Here is a 17581-nt window from a genome sequence, read left to right as displayed (position 1 = left end):
AACAAAAGAAGAATCCATCCGAAAAAGAAGACAAATATATAATCAACAAAAATTAGTAAGTTTATAAACCGAAAATCCTCCTTAAGGATTTAAACCAAAATGTCTAAGTTGGTTTGAAGACGTACAAATACAGATAATAAAAATTATGCAATTTCATCCTGATAGGTCGACGCATATTAATCTCTATTAATGGGATATTGCATAAATCATCTATACAAATCTAAATCAATAAAATTATTATTTGAAGCTATTTCCATTTTAATCTGAATGCGATCTTCAGCGTAAAGTTTAATCTTATTCTGGATGTTACCATTAGCATCGTAGTAAGTAGGATTAAAAATATTGGGGTTTACGATTAGATATTGTTCTCTAAATCCAATAGGGTTTTTTCTAAAACTAGTCCATTTTTTGTTAAATTGATCTTTTGTGATGGATAAATCTTTAACACGAGTGGTAAAAGATACGTTAGGAGATGAATTTTTGACTTTGTAGTTTGCTAGAAGTAAAAAAGAATGTTGATTTTCTTCGTCTTCAATTGATATGATCATTCCCGGTAGGTTGCCAAAAATATACGGGCCATCTTGATATGGAATTTCTGAGGTAAACCAAGCATTCCATTTCCGTCCTCCAAAAATTACTTTGGCTTTTTGACAGTTATACGATGAAACTATTTTTGTATCGGGGGTTAAAATCCAATTTAACTTTTGGTCATAGGGAATTTTAAATTGCTCGATACCAATGCTTTCGATAGAATATTTTTTGTGACCTTTATAAATTTTCATTTTCATTTTACCAATAGGAAGATTGCTACCCATCGAATTGGAATTGCGTTGTTTTATGTTAAAAATTGAAGAGTCTCTTTTTGCTCTAATCTCGCTTACGAACTCAGAATGATCTGTGAAAATATCTAATCTCATAATCTCTGTAGTGACACTGTCAATTTTGGTTGAGTCGGATGCAAATTTGTATTCATAGATGAAGCGGTGGCTTTGAGAATTAGATAGACTATATATTAAAAAGAAAACTAATGTAGATAATGATTTCATTTTAGTCGATTGGTTAATCTTAATAGAAAGTTAGAGGTCAAATTTAATAATTATGAATTTAAGAAAAACCATTTACGAAGGGGTCTTGGTAGGCTTGTTACAAATCGAAAGAAGCTAATTGCTATAATCGCTCAATCATTTGTAACTGCTTCACAAAATCAAGTATTTGTTAATAAACTTACCATTTTTATTCATCCGGATGATATTGAAAAATCAAATCTGAATCTTTTTGAGGTAAAAGATTTTTTAAACCACTATCTTCCATAACAATGCAATCTATAGAGCAATAAAGTAAAGTCAATGTTAACTACATTGGCTTTTTTTGTACTTCGTTTGAAATTTGTATTTTAGTCATAAGTTCGGCTCCGAAGGCTCGCCCTCGCCAATCCGTAACCCGTTGACACCAATTTAAAACAGCCCCGATGTACCATATTGATACGACAGAAATAAGACAAGAGGAAAAGGTTTCTCAAATAGGAGGACATGCAAATATTGACCAAGAATATTACCCAATTTGTCCAGTAACGCAAAAGCCAATGTTGTTATTAATGACCTTGCGTAAGGATATTTTTGACCACGGTTATGCAAGTAATAACCAACTTGAAGATGACAACTTTTGTGTAAGCGTTTTTCTTTCTGCAAAGATTCATCAAGAATATGGAGTAGGAAGTAGTATGCCAAGCATGTACTCCATCAATCAACTGTCAGAATGTGAGAAAATGAAAAATGGAACCGCAAAAGTTTTACTTCATAAAGATACTCAAGTTCCAGCTTCATTACCTGACTTACCAATTGAAATACCTGCAAGAAAAATTATGCTGACCAAAATGACAGAAGAAGAAAGAGCAGCAGATATGCCGTCACATAGAGAATGGCATGAGGGTACTATCCTACAAATTTCAAAGTTTAATCCAAATTTTGAAGCTTGGTTACAAGAACCAATTATATTTGATAAAGACATTATTCTAAATTACACAGCGAAAGTATTCAGCCCTTCTTTTGGACCAAGATTGTTATTGCAAATTGAAGATTATATCATTTCAAAGGAGAGTAAAATACATTCTGGACTTTTAGGGACAGACGGAATGGGCTATTTATATTTGCCGACAGTTTTGAGAAATTGGGTTAAGAAATATACGAAACCAATTGAAATCGGCAACTTTTTTACGCAGAGCACGTAACAAAAATTGACGTTAATAACTTAGCTTTTCGAGTTCAACATACGAGAGTAAATCTGAAAATACTACTATATTTACATCGAAATTAGATTTAAAAATAATTCAATTTTCAGGAAACTCTTTGGATATATATTCAACAATTTGAATTCCGTAAATAATGGACATTGTAAAACAGATAGACCAACATATCAAAAGCTTAGTTGATGGACTGGTAAGTAGTTCTTTGGAGCAGAGGAAAAACTTAGCAATTTCCATCTTAGGATTTTACTATCAATTGCCCAAGTTTGAAGAGACTATCCATAAATATATTGGGATCAAAGTAAAACGAAACCAATTGTTCTTAGATATTAATAACGGTCATATTGAAAATTACCTGCAAACGATAGAGAAAAGTAATGCTGATATAGACGTTTATGCTGACAACTATGAAGAACCAGAACCAATAGAAATATTTATACTGGATGCATTTGCAAGTGGAACCTCTGATTTGAAATTTACAACTAAGATAATAGCTCTTTTTATTGGAATTATTGACACATTGGACTACTATGAAAATTTTTCAGATAGACCTGAGTTTTGGAACAATCTGTTGGAGAAAGAAGTGGAATTTCAAAAGGAAGTTTTAATTCAGCTGGGATCAAAGCAAGCATTCGACGCTTCGATGTATCAAAAGAGATATAAAAATGTAAATTTTGATGAACTTTAAGCAAAGCTGCAAAACGTAGCAGAAATACTTACAGACCATAGAGCCATATGAAACCGCGAGAATTAATAACGACTAATATTGAAATGACCTTACTGGAACCATTGGCACAAATGGGTTTTACATTTTCAAAAAGCACATTGACATTTAAGAGAAAAATAAATGGTTTCGTTCAGACGATTTATTTTCAACTCAACAGATACAATGAAGCGAATGTATGTGCAGAATTTTGGACATCATTTGGCGTGTCTTCAAAAATATATTCAAAATGGCATAAGGATGAATTTGGAGAAGAACCGATAAATGACAGTTTAGTTGGAGTAATGGATTGGAATATCAATGGTTGGGAATTTCCGATCATTGACAAAAAAAGAGAACTGCATTTTCAAATTATAGACGAAAATGAAAGAGAAAAAGTTTTGACAGTGCTTAAACAAAACTTTTTAAATATTGGAATACCTTATTTGGATAAACTTTCAAATTGGGAAAATGCAGCCTACGCACTTGTTGAAAATGAATGTTCTCACTATAAAGCTTGTGATTTCTTTTTAATTGCTGGCAATAGAGATCAAGCACTGTGGGCGTTAGAGCAGGGACTAGATTATTGGGAAAGGAGACCAAAAGCATCATTTCCAGAAGATAGTGATAAAATTAAAATAAGAATGAAAAAATACTTTGGAACATAGTGCTTCTGCTCAAAAGGATTTTTTGTTCCTTTAGCTACAGACAAACACACAGACAAAACAAAATTTAAGAAATCTATGGACAAAAAAGCCAAAAACATATTGTTCAAAACGTATTGGAAAAACGGTTGGATTGATGATAATGAAATACAGATAGATGCTGCTGACTTTGAGTATGCAAAATCAAAAGGTTTGATGTTTGAACCTCTGACCATTTCTCACAACCAATGTTTGGACAAGATTTTTGAGATACTTCCAACAATTTCAATCGACAAAGTTGCAACAGCATTTTTAAGCAGTCTTTCCAATAGGCGTTTAGATTGGCGTTCCAGTTTGGCTTCCTATTTTATAGCGAAACAATTGGTTCCTCATCAATATACAAAAGCAGTAAGCGGACAAAGTTTTGGAGAAGATGAAGAAGTTATATACGAAAGTTATACTTGTGGAATTTGCAGAGATTTAAAATATGGCATTATAGGCGACAAGGATTATATCAATGAAGACTTAAATGTTTTGAATTTTGAAAGAATAAAATGGGGTGGAATTAGACACGGAAAACTTATTTACACTTTGTTTGACCTTCAGCAACTTCAGATAGCAGAAATCCCACAACCTTCGACGGAAGATATTGAGATTTTTAAAAATATCCTATCCATCATCAAAAATTCCCAACCCAACGATTATCCAAGTGCATTAGAAAAAAACTTATCTACTGCTTTGAAATCAACCAAAGATGAGCGAAAGATATTAATTGAAATTTTAGCTTGCATTGACATTCTTAAACCAGCGTCTTATGACAGACCAAGTAGAGGAAAGCACGATTGGACATTTGTTGAATCTTGGCGTGGAGAAGACAAATATAATGAAGAAGCTCTGAATACATATTTTGGAAAATATATGACGTAAAAAAGCGAACTGACAACGTCGGATTAAAAATATCGTACCTGAAATGCTTCTCTGACATTTTTTTGCAACCTTGAACCTTAGTGCTTCACATCAAAGAAAATACCATGGAAACTCAGAACAAAATGTGCGGTCAGATAAATTAAGATGTACTTGTAGAAAATCATTTGTTTTTGTCTCAAGAAAGTGTGATCCGGATCACATTAAAATAGTGACTTGGATCCTGTGTTCAAAACACAGATAAATTCCAACTTTGTAGTACTAAATTAGGCAATTATATACTTGAATAAACCGAATCAAAGAACTATAATTTCACTTATTTTATAATCTAGTTTATTGGTCGATAAGTAGTAAAATTGGTTTTTTATGTAAAATTACAATTTGGTACATTCAAGTATATGGTCACCATAAATTGATATATATTCAGCAAAAAATCAAAGCGTTCTGAAATTTCAGGCGCTTTTTTTATTTAAATGTGTAACATTTTCTGTTTCTTATGCTCTAAATTCGAAAACAGCAATGCAGGTTTTAAATTTCGAAGAAATATACCACGATTACTGGAAGAAGATATTTCGACTTTGTATGGGTTATAGTAATGATAATGATGCGGCAAAAGATCTTTGTCAGGAAACGTTTGTGGCTGTTTTTCAGCAACTGCCAAAATTCAGGCAGGAAGCATCAGTCGGAACCTGGATTTATAGAATTGCTACCAATATATGCTTAAGACAGATCAATATCGAAAAGAGAATGCCGAAAAGCGAACTTCCTTATGAGATCAAAGACAATTCTGAAAAAGATAACCAACAGGAACAGGATAAAATGACCGATTTTCTTTACCAATGCATCTCAGAACTACCCGAATTGGAAAGAATCATCATATCTCTGGAACTGGAAGAAATGAAGCAAACTGAAATTGCCGAGATCGTTGGAATTTCGTCCGCCAACGTCAGAGTTAAAATACACAGAGTCAAAAAAAAATTAACCGAAAAATTTAAGAATTATGGAAACAGATAATATCAATTTCCGAGATATTTGGAACAAGAAAAACGCAGATATTCCCAACATCAAAGTCGTAAAATCTGCTGCAGAAGAATACAGAAAAAAACAATTCAACGGAACGGTTTTAATGATAATCTTTTTTATGGCAACAGCTTTCGGAATGATCTTCATTTGGAATGTGATTCATTTCAAAATGTTTACAACCAGTTTAGGAATCATCTTAATTCTTATTGCGCTGGCTCTCTACATGTACTTATCTTCTCAAAATATCAACGTGATCAGGAAAATAAATCCATCGATCAGCAATCAGCAATATCTTTATTCTTTGAAAAAACTTCAGCGTCAGCGGCTTTATATGCAGACGAAAGGGATTAGTATCTATTACATTTTGCTTTCTGCTGGCTTTGCCTTTTATTTTTATGAATTTGCTCTATTTATGTCAACAATGGCTGCAATTTTAGCTTACGGATTAACTTTCCTATGGTTGGCAATTGTGTGGTTTTTCCTAAGACCCAGACAGATCAGAAAGCAGAACCAAAAGATATCAAAGATTATTGATTCTCTGGAAACTATTGAAAAAGATTTAAGGTATTAATTGGACACAGTCATTGGAATCAATTAACTACAAATTCGGTCCTGCCATCATCAAGGTTATTACCCTTAATGTTTGTTGTAACGGCAATATAAGAACAGTTTCCATCATCGTGTGCACGATCCTGAAAGGTAGCCGTTGAATCAAAAGAGTAAATTCCGGAACGGTTTAGTTTGACTTGTATTTCCAAGTCGTAGGAATCGGTTGTTGTGTTGTAAACAGCTTTGAATCTGTTGTCTTCTACCTTTTCGCCTTGGATAAAAACTACTGTATTGTCCTTGAAAAGTTCAGCTAAATTGATAAGCAACAAGCCGGATTTTAACTGAGTTTCCTTGTAAATATCCAGGCTTTTTCCGTTCGCTGAAAGTTTTGACTTCACCGAAAACTTAAAGTTTACTGTTTCACCTTGGTTGTATGTTAATTTTGCCGGTTCCAATTGACAAAGATTTTCTTCATAGATATAATTGGTGTAATTCTCACAAGGATTCTGACGTCCATCTTCACACTGCATCATCAGAGGAACCAGGAAAATTGAGAAGAACACGTTAAGGAACGATAGTTTAAGCATATTGTTTTTTTTGTTAATTTGTAGGTAATCAGATGAAAGTGGAATTTTGTTTCAGTACGTAAACTCCCACGCTAATTTGAGTTAAAATGTTTATAATGAAGAACTAAATTTTATTGCTGGAATTTTTTATGATCCGATCATTACTATCACTAATCAAGGCTAAAAGTAAAAGCAGAAAGCCATAGATGTGTTGCAATACTTGTGATTATCATTTTATAGGAAAGCCTCATATTACGCACAAATTTTCAAAAAAATTAGTTTTAGATTACTGAACTCAATCATAAATCACTCCAAGCCAGGAGTGATTTATATGATCAAATTTTTCTTTTTACTTCTTGCTGAATTTTGTTGAAAAAACTGAATGGTTCGTGGTGATTTTTATGATGTACATTCCTTTGTTTAAAAATGATACCGAGATCTGATTTTTTCCTGAAGTATCTTTTAAAACTACTTTTCCTGAAAGATCATAAACCTCCAATGATTTAATATTTTCCGTTGTAGGAACATGAAGGAAATCTGACGTAGGGTTAGGATAGATATTTATTTTTTTATCCTGAGCTATTTCGGATGTCGACAGATTATCAGCATTTGAGATTTTGATGTTATCTACAGTAAATCCAGAATCGTAATCATCAAAAGCGAAATCAATGATCTGAAAACCTGTTGTAGTGGTCAGGAAATTTTTGCTTCCCAAGGATGTATTATTGACGAAATATTCAACTGTATGGGTAGTCGTATTGACAATCATTTTAAAATTATACCAGACATTCGGGGAAACATCAATGGAAGTTTCCGTTACATCATCCATGATACCATCATAAATGGCAACATTTCCCTGCTCGTAATCGATGACAAAAGCGCCAAGTATCGTATTTGAATTATCCCTAACGGACATAAAGTAGTCCGATTCATCAATAGCGGATATCTTAAAGTCGAAAGAAAGTTCAGTTTTTGCAAAACCATTAACGTTCTTTTTTATTCCACCATCATTTATGGTGTTAGTAGCCAATACGTTCGCAGAATTGGTTCCCAAAGTTGATGTGGTGTTGATAATTGTTGCAGTATTCGGAGTGGCACTTCCATAAGAAGTCCAGCCTTGTTGATTGTTGATATCTCCTAACACATAGCCTTCGGAAGATTCGAAAGAAATGTCTTGGCTAAATACGGAGATGCTTAACGTGAAAGTCAACACAAGAGAGAGTAATTTAATTTTCATATATTTTTCATTATTAATTAGAAGTTAACTACAAACAGCTCAGAATTAGGTTTGATTGTTCCTAAGCTGCTTATTTTTCAGCAATAAAACTAACAAAATAATTCATACGGTGAAGAAAAATTTTAACTTCTGATAATTCACTTTTAAGAAGGTGATTTATCATTACTCCTTCGAATGATCAGTGGTCTTTATTTTGATTAGTACGTTTGATACTAAGTGCAGTTGATTCGCAAATACTTAAATATAGTAAATGGATGACTCATCTTTTTCAAAGAACATATGGATGGTGAGTCAGTTTGGAATTTGTCAATTCAGTGCACTTTTAAGTTTTTAGATACTTCCTTGATAACATAAAGTGATAAAAATATCCTTTACATGTTCTTTTGTGTCTCATTTGTTTTTTTGGTACGTGATAAAAACATTTTAGCATTTGTAAGGTTTAATCTTTTTTGTAGTACCTGTTTTTTCCGTTAAAGCCCCTTGATATAATCTTCATATCCACTTTTCGAAAAAACTTCTTTTGCCGGCATGATGTAAAGATCTTTCCATGAATCCTTACCATGTTTTTCTACATACTTTGTGATAATTCTAAATCCTAACCAGTAATTCAATGTTTTTGGCGCATCGGGAAAAAGTTTGATTTTATCGTTCCTTAGCAGCGGATTATCTCCGGAAGTGTCCGAAAAGAAATCTTTTACTTTATTGAATATTTCTTTTTCATTTTTGACATACCAATCCCATTGTTGTTGACTCATGTTTTCTACCGCCTCATGTTGTGTAATCTTTTTGTCGAAGAAAACGTAGGTAAAATAACAGGCAAAACCTTCGTCGATGGTCTGGCTTAATGCAGACTCTTTATCCGGATCAGCGTTTCTGAATTTTTCATAAACCAGATGGTTGAATTCGTGAGGCAATCCTTTAGTAAGCGTATACTCTATATCAACTCCGGGATTATTTATTTCAAGAGCAAATTGTTCGGCATTACAACCGCCGAAACCAATTCCTGTGATGGGTGTAAAAAGTAAACTTAATTTGGCTGTAGGTTGGTAGGGAACCAGCTTGCTGAACCGGGTCAGGTTTTTAGTCATCAATTTACTGAGATTGATATCTGTTATGATCTTTGTTCTTTTAATTAAATCTTGTTTGTTTGCGGTAAGTAATGTTCTGTTCCATTCGATCATTCCAGCAGAATGGTTAAATTTTTTCCCATTTTCATTACCGAAAATAACACCGTAGCAACTGTCCCATAGTTTTTGATGAGGCTTGTAGACATTTTTTTCTATCATTGTTGAGTCAAAAACAGAGGACTGATGAGCTAATATTTGATATTTAAACAAATTTCTGACGGTAATATTTTGAATTTGGATAGAGTCAGGTATTTGTTCAATTTTTGTATATTCAAAATCGCTCTTCATGGGAGTTGAAGTTGAACAGGATATCAGCGTAAGAAAGAAAAGTGGTAAAGCAATTTTTTCCATTGAACAAAATTATTAGATACATTCTAAAAATAAGACAATTTACTGCATTAGTTTATTACACAAATATCCTGCAATTTTGTCATGTAATTTGAACAATATTGTTGAACAGTATGAATTCAATGGTCTACATAGAATATAGCTTTAAAACTATTACCATTTTTGCAACTATCTACATTTTTGTTCAATTCTTAGGTTTTAGATTTCTTAAATTTTTTCATAGCGTGTACAACAATTTCATTTAAAATAAGCGAATTTTACAATTCGACATTGCATGGGAAAATAGGATCACAAAGGGAATATCCCATGCTGGCACATTTAATACAAAGTAGATATTGGTTTTTAAACTTATATTTTACAAACCCCGTTTATTTTCAACGCAATTAAGTTGCCTTTATTAAGACAAGGCTGGTTGTATCTCATGATGGTCATTGATTATAATTCTTGTCCAATTTTCTATAAAATCACAATTCATTAATTCTTTTCCTTGGAATTCCAATTTCATATTCTTGCGGGTAAGGTTTTCTGGAAGTCATACTTACGTCTTCACGAAGACTGTTTTCCACTTCTTTTGCTTTATCTTCATCCATAGAATATCTAGGATCGGCAATGAGCGGCATCTTAGACATTTTTGTTATTGTAATGGTTGGGAAATGATAGTCTACTTCTACAGTTCCCAACAGAAGATAGATACCTCCCTCTTTAAAAGGGAACTGTCGAAGACTGTCTGGAAAATGAGCGGTATCAAAATACTGTCCTTCAGCATCAATCCAGGTTCCGAAATACATATTGTCTTTTTGCCCGGGATGACCTCTTTTTTTGATAGGAACATGTTTTCTTGAAATCAAATAAGCGAGCATTTTAACCTGTTTTTTGTGGTATTTTAATAGGTCTTTAACCAATACGTGACCTCTGTACTTGGTTTTTAGTAAATCAAAAATTGAATAAGAAACCGGAAAACCCAATATTTCAATTTCATCAAAAGCATCTTCAAAAGGATTTCTTTCGATAATAGGTAAGTGGTAATCTTTCTGAGGTTCATCAAACAACGATATGATTTTCGTTTTGTACTGATTCTTTGATAAAAGAAATTTCGCTTCTATTAATAATTCACGTTTTTCTTTTCCTGTAAATCTGAAAGCACCTACAAAAATCAATATCTGTAAGGTCTCAATGCCGATACTGACTCTTTTGACAAAATCTTCCAAGGATTTGTAATCACCATGTTCTTTTCTTTCTTCAGGAATAAAAAGTTTAACAGCTGACTCCAGTTTTTCAATATGCATTAACCCTAAGTAAACATCTGTTCCATATACTGTCGTATGAAATTCGCTGAGGTTGACACATGGATTGTGAATAGTTGCATCTGACATTTTGGTTTCATGAACATAGACTTCAGTTCTGTAAAACCCTCCGCCATTGTTAATTGCTGAGACCATAAATTCAATAGGGTAGTAGGCTTTTAGGTACAAACTCTGATAACTTTCAACAGCGTAAGAAGCAGAATGTGCTTTACAAAATGAATAACCTGCAAAAGATTCAATCTGCCGGTAGACTTCCTGAGACAATTGTTCGGGATGTCCTTTTATTTTGCAGGATTCAAAGAATTCATCTTTTAATTTCTGCAAAGCAGAGAGAGAACGTCCCTTTCCACTCATGGCTCTACGAAGGACATCACCATTGGCAGCGGAAACACCGCCAAAGTGCATGGCGATTTTTATGACGTCTTCCTGATACACCATAATGCCATAGGTTTCCCCTAATTCTTTTTCAAATACTTCATGGAAGTATTCAAATTGACCGGGGTGATTATGTCGAAAGATGTATTCTTTCATCATACCACTTTGAGCGACTCCCGGACGAATTATGGAAGAGGCAGCAACCAATACTTTATAATTATCACATTTGAGTCTTCTGAGTAACCCACGCATAGCAGGAGATTCAATATAAAAGCATCCAATTGTTTTTCCTATACTCAGGAACTCGTTACATAAGGTTTCATTCTTAGAAATTCTTGTATCTTCTATATCTACTTTTATTCCTCTTTTTTCTTCAATCAACTGAACGGTATCTTTGATGGTGCCCAATCCTCTTTGGGAAAGAATATCAAATTTTTCCAATCCAATATCTTCTGCGGTATACATATCGAACTGTACGATAGGAAATTCTTTTGGAGGGAATTCTAAAGCAGAATAATTGGTGATGGGTTCCTCAGAAATCAGGATTCCACACGAATGCATACTTCTCTGATTAGGAAACCCTACTAACATTTGTTCATATTTATAAATTTCCTGTACAACTGAATTTTGATCATGCTGTTCTTTAGGTTTTTTTGAAAGCTGATCCAGTTCGTCTTTTGGAAGTCCAAATACTTTTCCCAGTTCTCGGAATCTCGATTTTCTCTTGAACTCTACATTGGTTCCACAAAAGGCCACGTGGTCTTTTCCGTACTTTTCAAAAATGTATTCCAAAATAGTATCCCGATTCTTCCAGCTCCAGTCGATGTCGAAGTCGGGAGGTGATTTACGATTAAGGTTGAGAAACCGTTCAAAATATAAGTCCAGTTCTAAGGGGCATATATCAGAAATTCCCAGACAATAAGCAATAATACTGTTGGCACCGCTTCCTCTCCCGACATGCATAAAACCCATTCGATTGCTGTACTGAATAATATCCCATGTAATCAAAAAATAGCCGCAGAAATTAAGCTGATTAATAACTGTCAGTTCTTTTTCGACTCTATCTTTTGCTTGCTGATTATGGTCAGGGTATCTTTTGGTTAAACCTTCATATGCCAATTTTACCAACAATTTAAAATCATTTTCTTTACTATCAGTAAAATGCTTTTTGTTTTTTGGCGTCTTGAAATCAAAATCAAAACTGCATTCATTGACTACATGCTTCGTATTTTCAATAATCTCCGGATAAGGTTCGAATTGATTTAAAAGTAATTTTTTAGGAATAAAAGTTTCATTTTTCTTACAGTAATCTTTCACCGTAAGTCTGCTCAGTAAAATATTACCAGCTATTGCTCTTAGTATCTTGTGAAGCTCAAATTCTTCCTTGGTTTTAAAGGTTACCGGATGGAGAATAACCATTTTATGAATTAAAGATTTCAGTTTAGGATTGATTAGAAGATTTAATTCATCTTGCCTGATTCCGATAAATTCATGCTCCAATAATTTTTCAGGAGTGTTTTGTAGGGGATAGATTATAAAACAATTTTCCAAAGGAGGATTTGCTTTTGGAATTTCAATTCCTTCACAATTATAATGAGTCAACAGTCTATTCACTTCAGCAATACCTTTGGGATTTTTAGCTAAGCAAATGTAATACTGCTCATTTTCAACCCGCACATCAACTCCAACAATTGGCTTGATATCATTTTCCTGACAAAGCTTGTAAAACTGATAAATTCCCGTCACCGTATTAATGTCGGTTAATGCCAGAACCTTTAATTGATGGTCAACAGCCTGCTGAACCAAATCTTCAAGAGAGATAGTCCCATAACGCAAGCTATGATAGGTATGGCAATTGAGAAACATAAACTATTTATTAATTTAAAAAACCTGAAGCTCTTCCTACACTCTTGACTCCAAATCTGTCTTTAATTTTATCCATGGTCTGATATAATGAGATCATTTCCTCTGTATCTTCAAAAAGATTCATCTGATGGTTTCCGTGAACGAGACCTGTAAACTTGACTCCAACCAGACGGATTCTCATTCTTCTGTGGTATAATTTTTTAAACAGTTCCAATACATACCTGAGTAGGGTGTGATCTGCTGAAGTGTAAGGAACTTTGCATTGTTTTATTTCTGTATCGAAATTAGCATACCTGATTCTTACAGACACTGTTGAGGTGAGCCATTTTTCATGTCTTAGCTGATAGCAGAGCTGTTCTACCATTCCTGAAAGAGTGCTTTCGAGTTTCTGCATATCAATAGTATCTTTAGAAAAAGTATTTTCCGTAGATATTGATTTTTGTTCTGAATAAGAAACCACTGGAGTCTCATCAATACCATTGGCTTTTTTCCAAAGGGTAAGTCCATTTTTTCCAATAAGCTGCTGCAATACATCGACCGGCATTTTAGACAGGGTTTCTATTTTTCTAACGCCTAATCTGGAAAGCAACTCGAAGGTGACGTCACCCACCATTGGTATTTTTTTGATAGAAAGAGGATTCAGAAATGGCTGGATATTCTGTGTTACTAATTCTAATTTTCCTGTTGGCTTCGCTTCTCCTGTTCCTATTTTTGAAACTGTTTTATTGGAAGAGAGTGCAAAACTTATCGGCAAACCTGTATTTCTCATGACTGACTCTGCGACCTCAGTTGTCCACTGATAGCATCCGAAAAACTTGTCCATGCCTGAAAGATCAAGATAAAATTCATCCACACTGGCTTTCTCTACAACCGGTACTTTTTCCTGAATGATTTCAGTTACCAAATGCGACATATTTGAATAATATTCCATATCCCCTTTGATCACCTGCGCTTCAGGACATAAACGAATAGCCATTTTTAAAGGCATGGCAGAACGAACACCAAATTTTCTTGCTTCATAGGAGCAAGAAGCAACTACACCACGATCTCCACCTCCAATGATTACGGGTTTTTTCTCTAATACAGAGTCTCTCAGCCGCTCACAGGAAACAAAGAAAGTATCCAAATCCATATGTGCAATTGCTCTTTCCATGGTGTAAAATTATTACGTTTTATTACAAATTATTGTATATTCGTTGCTATAATTTATAGCAATGTCAATTTTTTCAGAAAACATCAGGTTTTTAAGAGACAAAATGAAAGCATCCCAACAAAAGGTGGGTGATGAAATTTCAATCACCCGTGGTAGGTATGCCACCTATGAAGACGGAAGGTCGGAGCCACCTATTGAACTGTTGGTCAAGCTTTCCAAATACTATAAAGTAAGTATTGATTTGCTGCTGACCGTTGATTTGCGAAAGTATCCGCTGGATGATGTAGTCAACCTTCCCAACAACAGAATTTTGTTGCCAATGAAAGTTGATCATACAGGAGAAAACAGAATTGAAATCGTTCCTCAAAAAGCAAGCATGGGATACCTCAGCGGATATAATGATCCTGAATTTGTGGAGGGACTACAACACCTCTCACTCCCTTTTTTAAGAAACGGAAAGTTCCGGGCTTTTCCTGCCGATGGGGATTCAATGCCACCTTATAATGATGGAACTTATATTGTAGGAAAATACCTGGAAGATAAAAAGGATCTGAAAAAAGGAAAAACCTACATATTTATCACGAAAGACGGTATTGTTTACAAAAGATATTCCAAGCAGAATGATTCCGGAAGTTTTGTAAGTTCTGATAATTCTTTTTACGAACCGTATGAAATCAAATGGTCAGAAGTGTACGAGATCTGGGAGTTTGCATGCAGCATCAACACCCAGGAACTGAGAATTGAAAACTTGGAATACCAAGAGATAAGAAGCATGTTCAAGGAACTAAGATCGGAGATCAGAAGTTCTAATAAAAATATTTAGTAGAGAATATATTTTCGATTAAATATGAAAAAAGCTTTCCTGTTGGGAAAGCTTAAAAACACAAATGATGAAAAAATCCCATTGTGGGATACTCAAAAATAATAAAAAAAGTTAATACAACAATGGGTCAACTCAGTTTATTTAGCGCAGAAGAATTTTATGATTTTCCAAAAGACTTGTTGGAGTTCAGGGAACATTTTCTGACCTTAGAAGAGTCGGATCAGCTTTTTTCTCAACTTCTCGAAAATACTCCTTGGAAACAGAGAACTCAGACGATATATGATAAGAAAGTTTTGACTCCACGTTTGACCGCTTGGTATGGTGATGATGAGAAATCCTACAAATTGGGTGGAAGTGAATTTGAAGTGAATGCATGGACACCTCAATTATTGTCTTTAAAGAATAGGATTGAAGAAGCTTTTGAATATGAATTTAATTCAGTTTTGCTCAATTTATACCGGGACAATAATGACTCAGTTGCATGGCATAGGGATAAGGAAAGCCGATATGGTGACCGTCCTGTCATAGCATCACTCAGTCTTGGACAAACCCGAAAATTTGATTTTAGAAAATTGGATCACCATCAAAGCAGATACAGTATTCCGCTTCCCCATGGATCTTTATTAATGATGAAAGGGGATTTGCAGGAACACTGGGAACATCGCATCGCTAAGTCTGCCTTGCACATGAAAGAACGCATTAATCTTACTTTTAGATTGGTGAGTGAACTATAATATCATAAAAAATAAAATAATAGTTATATGTCTATTTCGTACTACGATTTTAAAAATCTACCCACGCAATCTCAATGCGAATTGGCTTTGGCCGAAGGAAGGATCATTAGTGAAACCTCTAAGGATGGACTAAAGTTTGTACTGTATGAACTGTCAAGTTTTTCAGTTGAGATCGTATATAAGACTATCAATAACAAGATAGAAGGTCTTAGCGTCTTCCAGAATAAAGGAACTCTATGACACATAAAATAATTTTCATTTGTCTGCAGATCAGAAAAAGTGTGATCCGGATCACATTAAAATAGTGACTTGGATCCTGTGTTCAAAACACAGATAAATTCCAACTTTGTAGTATTAACTAAATAAATATAAAAATGAGCAAAAAAGTTTTATTCGTACTTACGAGTCACGATGAATTAGGAAATACAGGTTTAAAGACAGGATTCTGGACAGAAGAATTAGCGGCTCCTTATTATGCATTGTCTGATAAAGGAGTTGAAATCACATTGGCATCTCCAAAAGGTGGTCAGCCTCCAATTGACCCCAAAAGTGAAGATCCATCATCTCAGACTGATGCCACACGTAGAATGGACAATGATGAGGTTTTAAAGGAAAAATTAAAAAACACCCACAAGTTATCCGAAGTCAAAAGTGAAGATTTTGATGCCGTGTTTTATCCCGGTGGTCACGGTCCATTGTGGGATTTGGCTGAAGATGAAGTTTCACAACAACTTATCGTTGATTTCTATAGCAGTAATAAACCTGTAGCATTCGTTTGTCATGCTCCAGGCGTTTTGAAGGATGTTAAAATAGATGACGAATATCTGGTAAAAGGGAAAAATGTCACTGGATTTACCAATACTGAGGAAGAGGTGGTACAGTTAACTGATGTTGTTCCGTTTCTGGTTGAAGATATGCTGAAAAAGAATGGCGGTCTTTACAGTAAGATCGAAGACTGGAGTCCTTATGCGATAGTTGACGGAAGATTGATTACAGGACAAAATCCTGCTTCTTCTGAAAAGGTGGCTGAGGAATTGTTGAAACTTATTTAGATTTTTTGCAAGAGGAATCAGGTAGCTGATCTTCGACTGAAAATAATTCCATTTTTTTTAGGAAAAATTGGGATAATCAGGTCTTTTTTTGAATATAATTAACACCACCATTCACCTTCAAATGTATTGAGTTTCCATAATTTTGTAGAGGAAATTCTTTTAAAAAGGTTTTCATGGTTATTAGTTTTTTATCCCCATATTATTTGGGGATTTTTTTTTCTATAGCAACATAATATGTTAATTGCTGCAATAAAATATTTGAAGTTATATTGTAGATTTTTTTTTAAGAATTGGTATGTAGACATATGTTATTTCAAAACTTATTTCGCCAAGATATTATTAAGAACGCTGTTTTATTTTAGTTCAATTAGCAATATCTTTGGAATGCTTTTTTTAAAACGACAGTCAATCACATGGACGATCAAGATGTCACATATCCGGTCTATTCACCAGCCTCAGTCATTGGGATCTTCAGTAATGCCCTGAAGCTGAATGCTACGGTCAATCTGATCTATCTGAAAGGCAGATATGCTTTTGGTGGTGGTAAATCCTATGGGAACTATTATTATGACCTTTTGTTCTCAGAAGGTGATCATACTTCGATTGGGATTCGTATTTCTACGTTGCTCAGGAGCAAGATTACCAATAATGAGGTCTACACACTCAGAGGCTTTATTGAGAAAAGCATTAAAAATTCTTCGATTGAACTGCGTTTTGTGGTTGATGAGATCGTTCAGCAGGAAGAAAAATCCATCTCCGAAGAAGAACTGGAAAGGTATGGGCTGATCCAGAAAAAACTGGAGACAGGATCAAAAGTGTAAATTCCAGTGATATTGACCACCCAATTTCAATTCAAAGTGACCAGGTAATTTCGGTTTAAATTGACCACCCTTAATTTTGATAAAAACTCT

The 17581-nt window shown here is 34.2% G+C and carries 17 protein-coding genes; 11 read left to right on the top strand and 6 right to left on the bottom strand.

What is annotated here, in order from left to right:
* Positions 1–206 precede the first annotated feature (206 nt).
* Positions 207–1046 (bottom strand): GLPGLI family protein, encoded by an 840-nt coding sequence (locus B5X64_RS21500; RefSeq protein ID WP_079467177.1) that lies wholly within the window; start codon positions 1044–1046, stop codon positions 207–209.
* Between the two features lie 422 nt (positions 1047–1468).
* On the opposite strand from B5X64_RS21500, the gene B5X64_RS21490 reads away from it, so the two are divergent.
* The 6 genes from B5X64_RS21490 to B5X64_RS21465 all read left to right on the top strand — a co-directional run bounded on the left by B5X64_RS21490 (position 1469) and on the right by B5X64_RS21465 (position 6107).
* Positions 1469–2227 carry a hypothetical protein gene (locus tag B5X64_RS21490; protein ID WP_079467175.1) on the top strand — a complete coding sequence of 253 codons (759 nt, stop codon included), beginning with the start codon at positions 1469–1471 and terminating at the stop codon, positions 2225–2227.
* Positions 2228–2381: 154 nt separating this feature from the next.
* Positions 2382–2930: a hypothetical protein gene (locus B5X64_RS21485; protein ID WP_079467174.1), complete on the top strand. Its 549-nt coding sequence runs from the start codon at positions 2382–2384 to the stop codon at positions 2928–2930.
* Between the two features lie 47 nt (positions 2931–2977).
* Positions 2978–3613, top strand: coding sequence for a DUF4304 domain-containing protein (locus B5X64_RS21480; RefSeq protein ID WP_079467173.1), 636 nt, complete (start codon positions 2978–2980; stop codon positions 3611–3613).
* 75 nt (positions 3614–3688) lie between these two features.
* On the top strand, positions 3689–4516 hold the full coding sequence (locus B5X64_RS21475) for a hypothetical protein (RefSeq protein ID WP_079467172.1): 828 nt from the start codon (positions 3689–3691) through the stop codon (positions 4514–4516).
* A 516-nt stretch (positions 4517–5032) separates the two neighbouring features.
* Positions 5033–5527: an RNA polymerase sigma factor gene (locus B5X64_RS21470; protein ID WP_079467171.1), complete on the top strand. Its 495-nt coding sequence runs from the start codon at positions 5033–5035 to the stop codon at positions 5525–5527.
* A complete protein-coding gene (locus B5X64_RS21465; protein ID WP_079467170.1) occupies positions 5514–6107 on the top strand; it encodes a hypothetical protein in 594 nt (197 codons plus the stop codon). The genes B5X64_RS21470 and B5X64_RS21465 overlap by 14 nt, the downstream gene beginning before the upstream one ends.
* Positions 6108–6126: 19 nt before the next feature.
* Here B5X64_RS21465 and B5X64_RS21460 read toward each other — a convergent pair whose 3' ends face one another.
* The 5 genes from B5X64_RS21460 to dinB form a co-directional block, all read right to left on the bottom strand.
* The gene (locus B5X64_RS21460) at positions 6127–6672 is read right to left on the bottom strand and encodes a hypothetical protein (protein ID WP_123920710.1); all 546 of its coding nucleotides are present in this window, start codon (positions 6670–6672) and stop codon (positions 6127–6129) included.
* A 328-nt stretch (positions 6673–7000) separates the two neighbouring features.
* Positions 7001–7888: a T9SS type A sorting domain-containing protein gene (locus B5X64_RS21455; protein WP_079467168.1), complete on the bottom strand. Its 888-nt coding sequence runs from the start codon at positions 7886–7888 to the stop codon at positions 7001–7003.
* A gap of 470 nt (positions 7889–8358) precedes the next feature.
* Positions 8359–9174, bottom strand: coding sequence for a gliding motility protein GldB-related protein (locus tag B5X64_RS21450; RefSeq protein WP_228419065.1), 816 nt, complete (start codon positions 9172–9174; stop codon positions 8359–8361).
* Between the two features lie 653 nt (positions 9175–9827).
* Positions 9828–12908, bottom strand: a complete 3081-nt coding sequence (locus B5X64_RS21445; RefSeq protein ID WP_079467166.1) for a DNA polymerase III subunit alpha — start codon at positions 12906–12908, stop codon at positions 9828–9830.
* A gap of 10 nt (positions 12909–12918) precedes the next feature.
* Positions 12919–14061, bottom strand: a complete 1143-nt coding sequence (dinB, locus tag B5X64_RS21440) for a DNA polymerase IV (protein WP_079467165.1) — start codon at positions 14059–14061, stop codon at positions 12919–12921.
* 61 nt (positions 14062–14122) lie between these two features.
* On the opposite strand from dinB, the gene B5X64_RS21435 reads away from it, so the two are divergent.
* From B5X64_RS21435 to B5X64_RS21420, 5 genes are all read left to right on the top strand, one after another.
* Entirely contained in the window at positions 14123–14884 is a 762-nt protein-coding gene (locus B5X64_RS21435) for an XRE family transcriptional regulator (protein ID WP_079467164.1), read from the top strand.
* Between the two features lie 122 nt (positions 14885–15006).
* Positions 15007–15618, top strand: coding sequence for an alpha-ketoglutarate-dependent dioxygenase AlkB family protein (locus B5X64_RS21430; protein ID WP_079467163.1), 612 nt, complete (start codon positions 15007–15009; stop codon positions 15616–15618).
* 27 nt (positions 15619–15645) lie between these two features.
* Positions 15646–15858 carry a hypothetical protein gene (locus B5X64_RS22710; protein ID WP_123920711.1) on the top strand — a complete coding sequence of 71 codons (213 nt, stop codon included), beginning with the start codon at positions 15646–15648 and terminating at the stop codon, positions 15856–15858.
* A gap of 134 nt (positions 15859–15992) precedes the next feature.
* Complete coding sequence (locus B5X64_RS21425; RefSeq protein WP_079467162.1) at positions 15993–16670, top strand: type 1 glutamine amidotransferase domain-containing protein; 678 nt, start codon at positions 15993–15995, stop codon at positions 16668–16670.
* 413 nt (positions 16671–17083) lie between these two features.
* Complete coding sequence (locus tag B5X64_RS21420) at positions 17084–17491, top strand: hypothetical protein (RefSeq protein ID WP_079467161.1); 408 nt, start codon at positions 17084–17086, stop codon at positions 17489–17491.
* The last annotated feature ends 90 nt before the right edge of the window (positions 17492–17581 follow it).

It is taken from the genome of Chryseobacterium balustinum (assembly GCF_900168205.1).
Taxonomy (GTDB): domain Bacteria; phylum Bacteroidota; class Bacteroidia; order Flavobacteriales; family Weeksellaceae; genus Chryseobacterium; species Chryseobacterium balustinum.
Note: the sequence above shows the minus strand (reverse complement) of the source record. Positions and strands in the feature narration are given on the sequence as shown.